Source organism: Pseudoalteromonas sp. KJ63-1 (assembly GCF_055808145.1).
In genome coordinates, this window is sequence record NZ_CM147855.1 from 3263456 (window position 1) to 3278219 (window position 14764).

Annotated in this window: 13 protein-coding genes; 7 read left to right on the forward strand and 6 right to left on the reverse strand. The window is 39.8% G+C overall.

Translation table 11 applies throughout. The features are described from left to right. Nucleotides 1–15: 15 nt before the first annotated feature. On the reverse strand, nt 16–1314 hold the full coding sequence (locus AC0L7Q_RS15530; protein WP_413400993.1) for a DEAD/DEAH box helicase: 1299 nt from the start codon (nt 1312–1314) through the stop codon (nt 16–18). Nucleotides 1315–1775: 461 nt separating this feature from the next. Between AC0L7Q_RS15530 and AC0L7Q_RS15535 the strand changes: the two genes are divergently transcribed. The 3 genes from AC0L7Q_RS15535 (at nt 1776) to AC0L7Q_RS15545 (ending at nt 3400) form a co-directional block, all read left to right on the forward strand. Continuing rightward, complete coding sequence (locus AC0L7Q_RS15535; protein WP_409424230.1) at nt 1776–2501, forward strand: hypothetical protein; 726 nt, start codon at nt 1776–1778, stop codon at nt 2499–2501. A gap of 85 nt (nt 2502–2586) precedes the next feature. Further along, nucleotides 2587–2940, forward strand: a complete 354-nt coding sequence (locus AC0L7Q_RS15540) for a hypothetical protein (protein WP_147154738.1) — start codon at nt 2587–2589, stop codon at nt 2938–2940. A 97-nt stretch (nt 2941–3037) separates the two neighbouring features. After that, a complete protein-coding gene (locus tag AC0L7Q_RS15545; protein ID WP_409424231.1) occupies nt 3038–3400 on the forward strand; it encodes a hypothetical protein in 363 nt (120 codons plus the stop codon). Nucleotides 3401–3624: 224 nt separating this feature from the next. Here AC0L7Q_RS15545 and AC0L7Q_RS15550 read toward each other — a convergent pair whose 3' ends face one another. The 4 genes from AC0L7Q_RS15550 to AC0L7Q_RS15565 form a co-directional block, all read right to left on the reverse strand. Then, complete coding sequence (locus tag AC0L7Q_RS15550) at nt 3625–3747, reverse strand: hypothetical protein (RefSeq protein ID WP_283235062.1); 123 nt, start codon at nt 3745–3747, stop codon at nt 3625–3627. A 62-nt stretch (nt 3748–3809) separates the two neighbouring features. Further along, nucleotides 3810–4997 (reverse strand): alpha/beta hydrolase-fold protein, encoded by a 1188-nt coding sequence (locus AC0L7Q_RS15555; protein ID WP_413400994.1) that lies wholly within the window; start codon nt 4995–4997, stop codon nt 3810–3812. 110 nt (nt 4998–5107) lie between these two features. Then, nucleotides 5108–6928 carry a glutamine--fructose-6-phosphate transaminase (isomerizing) gene (gene glmS / locus AC0L7Q_RS15560; RefSeq protein ID WP_413400995.1) on the reverse strand — a complete coding sequence of 607 codons (1821 nt, stop codon included), beginning with the start codon at nt 6926–6928 and terminating at the stop codon, nt 5108–5110. A 46-nt stretch (nt 6929–6974) separates the two neighbouring features. Continuing rightward, on the reverse strand, nt 6975–7739 hold the full coding sequence (locus tag AC0L7Q_RS15565) for a DeoR/GlpR family DNA-binding transcription regulator (protein WP_413400996.1): 765 nt from the start codon (nt 7737–7739) through the stop codon (nt 6975–6977). A 158-nt stretch (nt 7740–7897) separates the two neighbouring features. Here AC0L7Q_RS15565 and AC0L7Q_RS15570 point away from each other — a divergent pair, with 158 nt between their 5' ends. Together AC0L7Q_RS15570 and AC0L7Q_RS15575 are read left to right on the forward strand one after the other, a co-directional pair. Beyond that, nucleotides 7898–8425 (forward strand): sugar O-acetyltransferase, encoded by a 528-nt coding sequence (locus AC0L7Q_RS15570; RefSeq protein WP_413400997.1) that lies wholly within the window; start codon nt 7898–7900, stop codon nt 8423–8425. A 35-nt stretch (nt 8426–8460) separates the two neighbouring features. Further along, nucleotides 8461–10128 (forward strand): tetratricopeptide repeat protein, encoded by a 1668-nt coding sequence (locus AC0L7Q_RS15575; RefSeq protein ID WP_409424235.1) that lies wholly within the window; start codon nt 8461–8463, stop codon nt 10126–10128. A gap of 75 nt (nt 10129–10203) precedes the next feature. On the opposite strand, the gene AC0L7Q_RS15580 is transcribed toward AC0L7Q_RS15575, so the two are convergent. Then, the gene (locus AC0L7Q_RS15580) at nt 10204–10668 is read right to left on the reverse strand and encodes a hypothetical protein (RefSeq protein WP_409424236.1); all 465 of its coding nucleotides are present in this window, start codon (nt 10666–10668) and stop codon (nt 10204–10206) included. Nucleotides 10669–11019: 351 nt separating this feature from the next. Here AC0L7Q_RS15580 and AC0L7Q_RS15585 point away from each other — a divergent pair, with 351 nt between their 5' ends. Beyond that, nucleotides 11020–12660, forward strand: a complete 1641-nt coding sequence (locus AC0L7Q_RS15585; RefSeq protein ID WP_409424237.1) for a hypothetical protein — start codon at nt 11020–11022, stop codon at nt 12658–12660. 72 nt (nt 12661–12732) lie between these two features. Beyond that, entirely contained in the window at nt 12733–14718 is a 1986-nt protein-coding gene (locus AC0L7Q_RS15590; protein ID WP_409424238.1) for a hypothetical protein, read from the forward strand. The last annotated feature ends 46 nt before the right edge of the window (nt 14719–14764 follow it).

The window sequence follows — 14764 nt, forward strand, 5'->3', positions numbered from 1 at the left end:
TGCCATAAAATAGTTTTATTTCCGGCGCCAGCCGCTCCATACATCATCTTCTTGGTTGGCTTTTTTCTTCTTTTTCTTACCTGTACCTTCTGGCTTGGCCATTGGCTTGTCGTTTTTTAGCGCCTCAGCCGCATCAAGGTTGGCTTGGTTTACAGCAAAACCTGCTACCTCTTCGCGCTCTAAGCGAAGTTTGTTTTTCTTTTCGATAATTCTAAAGTGATGGAAGTCTTCATAATCAATCAGTGATAGCGCTAAACCTACTTCACCAGCACGGCCGCTTCGGCCAATACGGTGCATATAATCAGCTGGGCTACGCGGTAAGTTAAAGTTAATTACTACTGGTAGCTTTTCAATATCTAAACCACGGGCTGCAATATCGGTAGCAATTAGTACTTCTATTTCCCCAGCTTTAAATTTTTCAATTACGCGAGTACGCTCACTTTGACCTTTATCACCATGAAATACCTGTGCGTTAATACCACGCTTTTCAAGCTTGCCTGCTAAGTGCTCACAGTCTTTTTTAGCGTTTACAAAAATAAGTGCTTGGCGCCATTTATGCGCTTTAATTAAATGCGCTAAAACCGTGGTTTTTTCGCCTTTATTAACCGTAAATACACGCTGTACTAAGGTGCTTTCGTCTTTACTTTGAACTTGTATTTCAACAGGGTTAGTTAACAGCTCTTGCGTTAATTGTGTGACTTGCTCTGGGAAAGTCGCTGAAAACAACATGGTTTGTTTTTTAGCAGGCATAAGCGCTAATAGCTCAGCAAGCTCTTCAGTAAAGCCAAGGCTTAACATGCGGTCAGCTTCATCAAGCACTAAGGTTGTTACTTTATCGAGCTTAATCGCATTGCTTGAGATTAAATCGAGTAAACGCCCTGGCGTTGCAACAATGATATCAGCACCGCCGCGAAGTGCTTGCATCTGGGTATTAACCGACACACCACCAAATACCGCCACCGTTTTAATGGCGCCATTAAAATTAGCAGAATACGATTTAACACTATCGGCTACCTGCACTGCCAGCTCGCGAGTAGGTACCAAAATAAGCCCTGATACAAAGTTACCTTTGCTCGGCGTTTTATTCGCGCCTTTTGCTAAAAATAGCGTTTGTAGCATCGGCAAAGCAAAAGTTGCTGTTTTACCTGAGCCGGTATTTGCCCCCGCAATTAAGTCACTCCCCGCCAAGATACTTGGAATTGCTTTTGCCTGAATCGGCGTAGGTTGCGAGTATTCAAGATCAGACAAACGAGCAATTAGCTCTGGAATAAGGCCAAGTTCGTTGAAATTACTAGGATTTGCGGCTGAGGTCATAAAAGGTGCGGGCTCATTGCTAAAAATAGCCTGTAATTTTAGCGTATTTAGCAGCTATTAAGTAGAGGTTAGTGATTTAAATAAAATGCATCTTGTTTTTTATTAAACGATGATTCACTGAATATCACTTTGCATTAATACTATTTTTCACATACATCAATCATTACAAATAATAGCTGAACACGCTGTATTATTGATTTCAGCATTTCAAGTGTGTTATTTTTGCGGCCTGATGGATTAATTTTAGATACAAGGAAATGTCATGTCTCAATTTGATTTATGTTTCAATACGAAAAGTCGAGCAAGTTTACCTTTTAACAGTAATGACTTAGAGCAATTAAAGTGATTTCAGGCGCTCTCGTCCAGATATAGCTTGTGCACTTGATAATACGGTGTCTTAGCCTGAGCATACAAAGAGAAATGTCAGTACTATAGTAAACAACTTCGGTGATGAAGATGCTTTGGCTATTGCCGCGCTATACGATGCGGAAATATCTCCATATGTTGATAAAGTAAGAGGTTTAACGAGTCAACAAGTTCTTGGAAGAAATCTTGATACCTTGACTGCCACTGGCGCAGCACTTACCTCATTAGAGTCAAGCCAAGTGAGATTAAGTACATTTGGAAAAGCGATTCTAAAATACCAAACTAGCTTAATTGAAATTAGAAAAGCATCGCAGAACAAGCAGCCTAAATTAGAATTAATCAAACTAGGTAACAAAGCAAAGCAAGCCCATCTAGAGTTAAACACTGTATTTAAAAGAGAAATGGTTAAATTCAAAGGCAAAGTGAAAGCATCTGCACGGGGTAATATCTGGTCTAATGCGCAGCGAGGCATAGATACAGCAAGAAGCGCAAGAAGTTCAGCTCCCTTGCAATTAACTTCTTTAGCTAACATACAGCACTTACGTAAATTAGAGCAAGGATCCAACATTGCAGGAAAGTTTGTCATTGCGATTGATGCTGGTCTTCGAGCTGATAGCGTTTATGACGATTACAAAGCAGGTAAAGACTGGCAGCGCAGTGCAGTCAGGGAAGCTACAGGTTTTGGTTTAGGGACAGCTGCAGGAGCATATGTTGGCGGTACGACTATAACCACAGGGGTATGGGATAGCAATTGCAATGGGTCCAGTTGGCTGGGTAATTCTTATAGGTGTAGGCTTGGGGGCTGGTTATGCTGCAGGTAAAGTTGGTGATGCTGTTGGAAAGGGTTTCTCAGGTCTAGTTTATGACCTTAGCTCTAATATAAGCTGGTTTTAAGCTATGTATCTTATGCCTGAAACTTTTTACTGGATAATAACTGGGCCATTTATAATTGCTTTTCTTATTTCAGCTTTGTGCTTCACTCGTATTTCAATGAAACACATAGAGAAGAAAATGCGTGAGGAAGGGATACATGAGCCACTTTGGGATAAAGGACTGGGCATAAGAGTGAGCATGTATGGCAAAGTAATAAGGCGGCAAAAACCCGCAAAGGCGACGGTTGTTAATGACGAAGCAATTTTACGACACGCCAGACCTATCGATTTAATTTTAGCTCGCACAATGCATTACTCTTTCGTAATTATGATGACCCTAGCTGTATATGGTTATTTTGCATATGACTTAGGTGAGCGCGCTTATTAATTTCATGACGAAATTATAGGCAGAAGGTTTTATGCTACAGAAAATCACTTGTACCTTAATATATGCTTACTTCTCTGATATGAATTGGTTTTAAACCATGTATGTGATTCCTGAAAAGATTTTTTTATTTATATCTTTACCAATAATAATTAGCTATCTAATTTCAACTTTATGTTTTACTCGTATTTCAATGAAACATATTGAGAAAAAAATGCGCGAGGAAGGGATACATGAACCACTTTGGGATAAAGGGCTGGGCATAAGAGTGAGCATGTATAGCAAAGTAATAAGGCGGCAAAAACCCGCAAAAGCGACGGTTGTTAATGATGAAGCCATTTTGCGACACGCCAGACCTGTCGATCTAATTTTAGCTCGCGTAATGCATATATCATTTATAGGTTTAATGTTCGTAATTGCCTATGGCTACTTTGCTTATGATTTAGGTAATCGCGCATATTAAAAAGGCGCACAAAGCGCCTTTCACATCAAACCTGTCGCCTATTGATTTTAAAATTTTTAGGCCGACTTTGCCAAATTGCATGGTTCGCCAACATCTGTGCTTTCATTTCCGCTTTATAGTGCGACAGTAACTGTAGTGGAATTGTATATACAATAGAGGCAATCACATGGTTTACACGCATGGCCATCTGACTCACAGTATGAGTATTTACCAGTAAACTCTTCTTAGTCTTCAATACCATCAGCAAGTAATATTGCTTCTTCTAATTTGTTTGGTAAGGCTTTAATCACGTTAAAAATCAATATTTTTATCTTAAGTCCTACTCTTTTAATTAATTTAACTGTCACCGTAAGCGCTTCAAACCTAAAGAGGCTTTCATAAAAAGCCAACAACTAAGTTGGCAATATTATTAGTTCTTGCTAAGTTCTGCTTGTAACCTAGCTTTTGTTTCTCTTAAGTAATTTATATAAGGGTATGAGTCATCTGCAATGGCTAATGCAGACTCCATCTGTTCAAGCGCTTGGCGAGTATCTCCTTGCATTTCATAACCGTAGGACAAGGCTGAAAGCGCATCAACTGATTTTGGGTGGTTTTTTAAATTGTACTTAAACACCTCAATAGCACGGGTAAACTGCTTGCTGCCCGTTAGGTTATAACCGAGTGATCTAACAGCACGGTCTGGTGGAGATATCTGCTCGCCCCATTGTTGAGATAATGTTTTGTAATAACCATCAATAGAGGCTACATCGTCAGTTAAAGCACTGATTGGCATTTGTTTAGGTAAAAATAAGTTGTAGTAGGCATTAAATACGCCAGCAGCAGTGGTTAAGCCATGCGAGATGCCATCAAACGCATCATTAAAAAAGCGTAACCCTCGCGCTTTATGCGATTGCAGTGATTGCTGTAATTCATCATACCTTTCTCGCATTATGCCGGCTTCTTCGCCGATATTGATATAAACGTAACTGTTAAGCTCTTTGTTTTTAGTTATAAACGATTTTGTGCTTTTTACCATTGCGCCATAGTTCCACCAAACCGCAGGGCTATACGCAATATGCGCTTGAAATAGTTCGGGATTTGCCTGCAACGCGTATAGCGCAAATACACCACCAGCAGATGCGCCAGCAATCACTTTATAGTCATGCGTGCGATAGTTCTTATTTACTAAAGGAATGAGCTCTTGTTCAAAGAACGCTAAAAACTTTGCCGCGCCGCCCCCTTCACCGACAGGCCCTTGTGGCTCTTTATTCACTGTAGGATACATATCTCTAAGTCGATTAGTGTTTTCAATAGCGACAATAATAACCTCAGGCGCACGATTATCATTTTGTAAGCGCTCAATAACAGCACTAGCAAGCGATATATTACCCGCTCCATCTAAGCGATATATAACAGGATATACCTTATTTGGCTGAGCTTGGTAGCTTTTAGGCAATTGCACAACAACTGTGCGTTCTTCGTTTAAAACAACCGATTTAATAGTATGTGTGTACTGAGAGTAATCTGTACTTTGCTCTTTAGTGCCAGATTGTGCAAAGGCACTTTGTGAACTAAAAGCAAAAAAGCTAACAAAACAAATAACGGTTAATAAGCGCATGACTAATCCCTTAGAGAATAATAAGTTACCTAAGCTAACAGAATTTTAGGCACAAAAAAAGCGCATTGAGCGCTTTTTTAACATTAATCAAAACCTATAAGCTTTTGATTTTACTCAACTGTAACCGATTTTGCTAAGTTACGTGGTTGGTCAACGTCAGTGCCTTTAATGACCGCTACATAGTACGACAGCAACTGTAGTGGAATTGTATATACAACAGGAGCAATTACGTCGTCTACGTGGTTTACGTTGATTACACGCATTGTGTCGTCTGACTCAAAGTGTGAATCTTTATCAGCGAATACATATATGATGCCGCCACGTGCACGTACTTCTTCTACGTTTGATTTAAGCTTTTCAAGCAGCTCGTTGTTTGGTGCTACAACAATAATTGGCATGTCGGCATCAATCAGTGCTAATGGGCCGTGTTTAAGCTCACCTGCTGCATAGGCTTCTGCGTGAATGTATGAAATCTCTTTAAGCTTAAGTGCGCCTTCCATTGCAATTGGGTATTGTGAGCCGCGACCTAAAAACAGTGAGTGGTGCTTATCAGCAAACTCTTCTGCAAGGTCTGCAATGCCATCAGCCAATAGTAGCGTCTCTTCTAATTTAGCTGGAAGCAATTTAATAGCGTTAACAATCGTACTTTGATCTAGCCCTTTCTCTTGCGCAATAGACGCAGTAAGCATTAACAAACCAACAAGCTGTGTAGTAAATGCTTTAGTAGAGGCAACGCCAATTTCAGCACCGGCTTTAGTCATAAAGGCAAGGTCTGATTCGCGTACAAGCGATGAGCCAGGTACGTTACAAATAGTCATTGACCCCATGTAGCCTTGCTCTTTGGCTAAACGCAGTGCAGCTAAAGTATCAGCCGTTTCACCTGACTGTGAAATTGTTACTAGCAGACTATTTTCGTGTACAAACGATTGACGGTAACGGAACTCAGAAGCAATTTCTACGTTACAGCTAACACCTGCAAATTGCTCAAGCCAGTAACGAGCAACCATACCTGAGTGGTATGACGTACCACAGGCAATAATTTGTACGTGTTTTACGTCTTTAAATATTTGCTGTGCGCTGTCGCCAAAGGCATCAATCGCTACGCGGTCGTCGTTTAAACGTCCTTCAAGAGTGTTACGTACTGCAAGTGGCTGCTCATAAATTTCTTTTAGCATGAAGTGACGGTAATCACCTTTACCTGATGCATCTTGTGTGATGTTTGATTCAACAACTTCACGCTCAACCACGTTGCCATCTGCATCAAAAATTTCTACTGTGTCGCGAGTAATGCGCGCTACATCACCTTCTTCTAAGAAGATAAAGCTGCGAGTCACCGGTAATAATGCAAGTTGATCAGAGGCAATAAAGTTTTCACCAAGGCCTAAACCAATAACTAACGGGCTACCTGAGCGCGCTACAATAATTTCGTTATCATTCGCTTTATCGAACACAACGGTACCAAATGCGCCTTCAAACTGTTTAACAGCTGCTTGAACTGACGCTAATAAAGTAGTGTGCTGCTGGCGTAACTGATGAATTAAATGCACCATTACTTCGGTGTCGGTATCTGATAAAAACTCGTAACCGTCGCCTTTAAGTGCTGCACGCAAACTTGCGTGATTTTCAATAATACCGTTATGTACAAGCGCTAATTGATTGCTTGAAACATGTGGGTGAGCATTGGCTTCAGTTACACCGCCATGAGTCGCCCAACGAGTGTGTGCAATACCTGTGTGGCCGCTAACACCAGCTTTTTCAAGTGCTGACTCTAAGTTTACAACCTTACCAACTGCTTTAACTGTATTAAGTGTATTACCTTCAAGTAAAGCTACACCTGCTGAGTCATAACCACGGTACTCAAGACGCTTAAGGCCTTCAATTAAGATTTTATTTACTGGACGTTCTGCAACAGCCCCAACGATTCCACACATAGTGTCTCCATTAATTTTTTAATTCTAGCAACTCACGGTGTAGTTGCTATTGTATAATCTTTGCGCAAATTAGTTTTACACCACACGCCTCTATGGCTGCGCGTTTATCATGCGCTAAGCCACTGTCGGTTATTAATGTGGTAACTGTTTGCCACGGTAATTCTAAATTTGGTATTTTTCGGCCAATCTTTTCTGACTCAACCAGCACAATAACTTCGCGCGCTGCTTTAGCCATCACTTGGCTAAGCCCAACAAGTTCATTAAACGTGGTTGTTCCTCGCGCTACATCAATGCCATCGGCACCAATGAACAGCTGATCAAAATCATATGAGCATAGTACATTTTCGGCTACTTGCCCTTGAAACGATTCTGAATGCGGATCCCACGTGCCACCTGTCATCAAAAGGGTTGGCTCGTTTTCAAGTGCTAATAAACGTGTTGCCACTTTAATTGCGTTAGTCATAACAACTAACCCCTGCTTGGTAGCCAACTCAGGGATCATCGCTGCAGTAGTGCGGCCGCTGTCAATAATAATGCGGTTATGATCTTTTATAAGCGCCGCTGCAGCCTTAGCAATCGCTACTTTGCGCTTAGAATCGATCTCATCACTTACTATCTCTTTTGGTAGCGCAATAGCTCCACCGTAACGGCGCAGCAATAAGCCACTTTTTTCAAGCGCGGTTAAGTCTTTTCGAATAGTTACTTCTGATGTTTGAAACTGTTCAGCTAAACTATCTACGCCTACCTCACCTAATTCATTAACTTGAGTAAGGATCAGATGGCGGCGTTGCTGGGTGTTTCGTTTGGTCATAAGCGATTACAATTAAGTTTCGTTTCGAAAGTTAGGAGATTTTAAACGAAACATAATAAATGGCAAGTGAATGCATAAAAATAAAGCAGTTTTATTCTGATAAAAATAATTTTATAAATACGGTAAGCTAGCGCCATGCATAGCGGAAGGTAAAATCAATGAAGCCATTTAACAGCTTAAACAAAATAAACTTAGAACAACGCAAAGCCACCCATGAGATTTGCCGCTTGTTTAATAAAAGCCCAAGCAAAGGCAACTTAAAACGCATAACAGGGCTGTTTGCTAACTCCGGCTCGGGCGTCATTATTGAAGCGGGCTTTCATTGTGACTATGGCAGTCAAATACAAATAGGTGATCGTACTTTTATAAACATTAACTGTACTGTTTTAGATGCCCCAATTAATGAAGGAGCCATAACTATTGGCAGTGATTGTTTAATCGGCCCGAATGTTCAGCTACTGGCAGTCTCGCATGCGATTAACCCTACAGAGCGGCTCAAGAAGGAGAACTTTACTGCACCGATTACTATCGGTAATAATGTGTGGATTGGCGCGGGAGTTATTGTGTTAGCTGGCGTTATAATTGGCGATAACGCTGTTGTGGGCGCAGGATCAGTAGTCACTAAAAATGTTGCAGCTAATACCGTGGTTGCAGGTAATCCTGCACAAAAAATACGTAGCATTTAATAGTCATATAATCTTTATGGCGAAAAGTTAATATTGTGTTATTTTTAGTTAAACACAAATACAGCTCATACTTAGTGATGTTTCTAAATATTGTTTTTATTATACTTTTACTTTTTTCTTATCCGATATCGGCGAGTGTTTGTAAGCAAAATAAATCGGTTGACATAACGAGTGATATTTTAACTTGCAAGCAAAATATCAGTAAACTCAAGTCACACTCAACAGCATCATTTGAGGCTAAATTAGAATTAGCCGTACTGTATAGGCAAGCTGGTGATTTAGCCTTAGCAAACTCAGAGCTTGAGCAACTACTTAGCCAAAGTTTAAGTATTTCACAGCAATATCATGTAACGCGACAACTTGGTATTAATGCATACAGGCAAAGAGGCTATATTCAATCTCTTACTTATTTTCATAAAACACAAAGGCTTGCTACGCAGTTAAAAAACTTAAGTTATGAAGGTCAAACATCGAATGATCTTGCTAATGTATATCAAGCGCTTGGAGATTTAGACACCGCTTTAACTTTATTTTTAAACAGTTACGACATTGCTAAGCAATTAAACGACTTAAAACGCCAAGCCGTTACTTTAAATAATTTAGGTAATATATCACGAGACATTAATCAATTAGATGATGCTATCGTGTCATTTCGACAAGCGCATTTACTGCATACCCAACTAGGCAATCAAACAAAGGCAAACCATACGCTGATAAGCTTAGCTGAAGTGTTTTTTAAAAAGTTACAGTTTGATAAAGCTATAAACCTTATAAACACAACGCTCACGCAATTAAATAATAGTGGTGCGCATACTCAAGCTTCACGTGCCTACTTACTACTCGCTGAAATCGCTTTAGCTCAAAATAAACTTAATGAGGCACAAAAATGGCTAGCAACACAAAAACGTACCCGTAGCCTTATTCAAAATGATAAAGTCGACCAACGGGCGCTATTAATAGAAGCAAAACTAAAACAACTAGAAGGTAATGACACTGAAGCACAAGTGTTATTAAAACAAGGGTTAGCCGAAAACCACAATCAAAACAGCCAACTAACAGAGTTATTTTACATCGCACTCGCTCAGTCACAACAGCAATCAAAACAATACCGTGATGCGCTAATTACGCTTGAAGATTACAATACAATGTTACGCCAAAATAGAGCTGATACGGCCAACCTATACCAGCTACGCTTGAAGCAAGCCGATATTCTCCCAAATAAGCCACAACATAACTATTTAACCCTTTATAATATATTAGCGGTATTTAGTGCTTTTATAGCAGGAGTGCTGCTCAGCTATAAATATTTAGCACAAACAAGAAAACCTCTAAATACAGTGAATAACGCCATCCCCAACGAAGCTACCGACACGGAGCAAGACACTCGCCAATTAATTGTAGAAGTTATGACGCTATCGCTGAGTATTTGGGAACAAACAAGTTCAAAAACGAGAATTGAGCTAGCTGAAGAAAGTAAAATGTGGAAAGTAAACATTGACGATGGTCGGCTGCGAGTGCGAACCTTAGAGCGCTATTTAGCGCTTAAAACACTACCTAAAAAACCACGTTGGCGTAATATAATAAAAACCGCACAATATGTTATTAACCACTGCAACGAAGAACATGAAGATGTACATAAACTAAAGCAACAAACACAAAAGCTGGAAGTACTTGCTAAAACCTACCCTCACTATTTAACCTGAACTCTGGTTACTTAACCTGAATCAGAATTAAAAAGCACAAGGTATCACCTATATCACCTCGTGCTACGGTTTTAACTATTTTACTGTATCACAGATATAACACGATAATGTAACGCCCATGTTAGCTTTATATTTCTGGTGATGCTCGACTCCTTTAAATTCATAAGGGCCTTCAAAACGAGTAAATATTTGCATATCTGAGTTTAATGTATTGTCAAAATGCATCATATTTGAGTGTAACGACTCACACATATTTTTACCCATATCATAAGCTAAGCGCCAATCATCAAACTGACCACAATCTAACATCGGGCTTTCTCGACCTGATGCAGAAAATCTTTTTTCAGTACATCCACTACTTGTATCACTTTTCAAAAATGAAAAAGTTCCTGTCGATATTTTCATCGAAGCGAGCAATATTGTTTGCTTTTTAGGGCAGTTTTGCGCGTTAACTTGAAGTTCTTCTTGCAGCATTTTTGCACTATGAGCATGCGCAAAGGTTGTTAGTAACAGACTTGATATTAAAATTGTATATTTCATTATATTTACCTCCATATATTTACTTAATCCTATTGTTGATGCTGTATTAACATACCTATTAAATACAAAACCAACTCAAAAAGTGTGCATCAAAGAGAGGTAAATCACACTTACAATCGTGGGGCAATTGGGTAAAAACGGGTAAATTTATTTTTAAGTTATTGTATTTATTTATATAAAAAATTATTCAACTAAAAAATAATGCCCGGCATGTTTACACCCCCTTACTTTTCTCACTTTTACCTAACTCGCCCCATGCTGACCCTGCTAATTCCTTTCGTGATGAAAATAAACAAGCAATATAAAAGGGCACATTATTTGTGCTTATTTATTATTTATGGAGGAATAAAAATGAAACGTACATTAATGACACCACTAGCTTTAGGCTCTCTTGTATATATGGCAATCATAAGTACCACTGCATTTGCAGGTACTGTTGAAAATACCAACCACCGTACTACTGCTTTAGAAAATGATTATGGTGCAATGGCACCTGCTCAAGTTAGCAAACAAACTTGGCAGACTATTTCAGCGTGGTCTACTGACTCGCTTTCTTTGCTTGATTTTATGGCTGAAAACGATGAAGAAGCGGTACTCAATCATTATATTGAAAAACTAACAGCAACTTATCAGGCCGAAGAAATCTTAAGCCAAATAAAAGAGATAGACGTAAATGCGCTTAATTTATGGTCTACGGTGCTTGCTGATCACTCACCAGAGAACAGCTATTACCTTGCGCGCTACCTTATACAGTATAAGCCGGCTCTTTTTAAGCAATGGTTAACAATGCAAAAAATGCTTTCGTTAGCTGAGTTTGTCGAAATAAACAATCCACGATTATTTGAAGCTTGGTTTGAAAATTACGCAGCTCCTAAGAAAAAAGGGCTCTCTGTTTTAAGCTATAACAAGGAAATGGATCCAACTACTTATAATGAAATTAAAGAGTTATTAAATAAAGATGCGAAGGGTGGTCCAAAGTCAGCCTGTGCCTGCCAAATGGTAGTGCCAAATACAGGTTCTGGTACTGTGGTAACAAATTACCCTTCAACCCCATCATCACCTGCACCTGAAACGTCTAGTGACAATAAAGGAATGTCTAAACACGGACTTAACTTTACCAGTACAGCTTACGGCGCATTTCATTCAGGCGATGGTGAGCGTTGGTCAAAACATAAAGCGTATGGCTACGATAACACAATAAGTCATAACTCTACTGAGTTTTCGGTAAAAATGCTGTGTGCCGATAAAGCGGGTTTTGATTGTAATCAAAGTAATTCATGTTCAGGAAACTTAGAAGTTAGAGGTACTTATGCCTCGCGCTTCCATGTAAAAGGGACCGCAAAGCAAATTTGGTCAAAAGCCACTAATGCACACTCTGCCGATGGCGCAAAGTTTGCCGTTGATTTACCTGGTTCTGCTCCTGAGATTGTATTGTTTAATAAAGCCGGTGGTGCAGCAATGAGCTTTAACACTGGATGGGATATTAACTCGGTGCTGGGCACTATAAAAGCAGCTTTAGGTATTACTGCTGCAATAGTGAATGACAATGCGGGTAGCTTACTAGATGCACAACTTGCCAGTGATTTAATTACTAATATTGCAGGCATAATTACCCGTTCAGGTAACGAAGCAAGCGTAAATTCGACAATGCGAGCTCGATTTGATTCATCTGACGTAAGTCCATTTTTGTTGCAACCCAACGAAGTTTACCACTTCACGCTCGACTCAGAAGCCCATGTTAAAGCAAGAGGTTATGGCGGTTATTCTGATAGTCATTTTGAGTTTGGTAGCTCTGGCGCTGTAATGTATGCCGCTAACCACTTTACTTGTGGCCCAAATGTTACCGCCCCCATGCCTACCGGTTTATGGTTTTATGCCAGCCAGTCAGGTCCTGATAACACCGCTTCTCTTCGTAGTGATGTAGAAAATTGGCTATCTATTCAGCTCAATCAGGGTGTTAATGCTTCGCAGCAGCAAGGGGTTGTATATTAAGCACTGCAATCGAACTTATAAAGGGTAGGTGCTTCCTACCCTCTTTTGTATGTTTAAAGCAAAGGAATCATCATGAAAAAACTACTTAAATTTTTTATCACTACACTTACAATAACAGTAAGTATGCATTGTGCTGCTATAACAAAACAATTTGATACAAGCACACTACCCGTACTATTTTATGCAAACCAAGAGAGCTATTTGGCTCAAACACCTTGGTTTAATTTTGCGTATCAGCAACGTAAAATACAACTACAAACTTGTAAAGAAGAAGCGTGTGTTCAACGTTTACAATTTTTAGAACTCCAAGAGGGCGATCAAAGCCATCAACATAATAATGGCTCCGCCTTTTTAGGTAACGCCGATAAAACACACACTTCAAACACTTACTCAAAGCTCAGGTTAGGCCAAAGTAATCACAATACGTTGCATGTTAGCGGTAACCAACGGCGCATTCTTTTTTCTTTTGAAATCAATGAAAGAGGCACTCCACTTCAATTTAAATTTGAAGACGAACAGGACTCTTTCACCTCAAAAAATCAACAAGCGCTTATTCGCTCATCTAAGTTATGTATATCAAAGTGTGAAACAACATGGCAGGCATTCAGTGTAGATAAGGAGGGTCAATACACTCCAATAACTTTCCATCAGCAGGCGCAAGATCAATGGGTTGTAAAAGAATTAGATAACACTATTAGAATTGAATTAACCGCTTTATTTGGTCAATATTCGGCGCCTTTACATCAGTATCACAACGAGGAAGTGTCGTTTTCAAGCTATCAAATAAATGACAAAGCACTTATAAATACACAGAGTCATGATCAACAAAACCAATATATTTTTGAGCAAACAAAAGTAATTGGTTTAAGTGGGCACACATGGGTTTTGCAGCAAGGCAATACACTGCAATTGACCGATAACCACGCTAGCATTTTAAAAACTCGCAAACTATCAACTTGGCATATAAACAAATTGCTAAATAGCTATATATCAAAGCATCGTGTTTATTTGTTAGCCCAAGTAAATGAGCAATATCAAACCCCACCTGCAAAGCAAACCGTGATAGCCCAATACCCAAAGGAAACGCAAAGCAAAATGCGCCCCGTGGTACTCTATGAGTTCGATTTAGCGCTTAACTTAATATCTAGCACCACACTCTATTTGCCTGAAAGTGAACTACCGTATGCACAAATAACACTTCAATCGTGGGGAGTATTAGTAGGCACAGGTGAAGCCGCTGCTGCATCGGTTAATCACACTTATCAAAGCAACCAGTCATCTGCAAATATGGCAAACTGCCCGATGATAAATGACGGTTATGGTTATGGCTTATTATGCTGGAAAGCATTAAACAACCCAGCTATAAATTATACACCGAGTGCAGCTAGTAGCATGATCCCAGTAACGGTTGTCGACAATACAACGCCAAGCCTACTTAACCAGCTGGAGGCAAACCAACATGGAATAATATTCGATAATAGCGGCACTCCTGTTGACCCTGGCGGCTCATGGACACATGCAGATAACGTTGCAATAAACAAAGAAGACTTAGGCCTATCAATTGCAATGTATCATCAACGTTGGCATTCACCTGTCGCGGCAAATATTATTTTCCCCGCAGGTAGCTCTTCTCGTCCTGTTATGTTTAGAGCTGTAGAATATTCTGCAGCAAATACCAGCAACCTCCCACACAATGTGTGCAATCAATTTGCTGCCAGTTCTGGCTACCCTGAATACCAAGCCGCTGATGCATGTATGACGCAAGCAAACTTTGGCCTATTTAGTTTAGAAAGCCTGAAATTTGATCGCTGGCAAGGCGGTATCTACCATCCCGATCAAAGTGTAAGTGGCAATGATAATAGCTGGTTTCCGTGGTTTACTAATTTTGTTGGTGATCCTCCTGTCGAAGAAGCTTTTACAGCTGCAGCGGTCCATGAAATGGTGGCTCGTATGCGTATTAACGCTGCAAATATTGGAACTTTAATACAAGACTCATACATTGACGGGCATTTTTATACCCAAGCACATGTACCAGGGTATTATATTTCGTATCAATAAAATTTACGATACAGAAAAGGGTTAGTGCATTCACCAACCCTTTTTA

Coding starts and splice junctions, on each gene's coding strand:
- AC0L7Q_RS15530 (WP_413400993.1), bottom strand. CDS start 1,314: ATGACCTCAGCCGCAAATCCTAGTAATTTCAACGAACTTGGCCTTATT.
- AC0L7Q_RS15540 (WP_147154738.1), top strand. CDS start 2,587: ATGCCTGAAACTTTTTACTGGATAATAACTGGGCCATTTATAATTGCT.
- AC0L7Q_RS15545 (WP_409424231.1), top strand. CDS start 3,038: ATGTATGTGATTCCTGAAAAGATTTTTTTATTTATATCTTTACCAATA.
- AC0L7Q_RS15555 (WP_413400994.1), bottom strand. CDS start 4,997: ATGCGCTTATTAACCGTTATTTGTTTTGTTAGCTTTTTTGCTTTTAGT.
- glmS (WP_413400995.1), bottom strand. CDS start 6,928: ATGTGTGGAATCGTTGGGGCTGTTGCAGAACGTCCAGTAAATAAAATC.
- AC0L7Q_RS15565 (WP_413400996.1), bottom strand. CDS start 7,739: ATGACCAAACGAAACACCCAGCAACGCCGCCATCTGATCCTTACTCAA.
- AC0L7Q_RS15570 (WP_413400997.1), top strand. CDS start 7,898: ATGAAGCCATTTAACAGCTTAAACAAAATAAACTTAGAACAACGCAAA.
- AC0L7Q_RS15580 (WP_409424236.1), bottom strand. CDS start 10,668: ATGAAATATACAATTTTAATATCAAGTCTGTTACTAACAACCTTTGCG.
- AC0L7Q_RS15585 (WP_409424237.1), top strand. CDS start 11,020: ATGAAACGTACATTAATGACACCACTAGCTTTAGGCTCTCTTGTATAT.
- AC0L7Q_RS15590 (WP_409424238.1), top strand. CDS start 12,733: ATGAAAAAACTACTTAAATTTTTTATCACTACACTTACAATAACAGTA.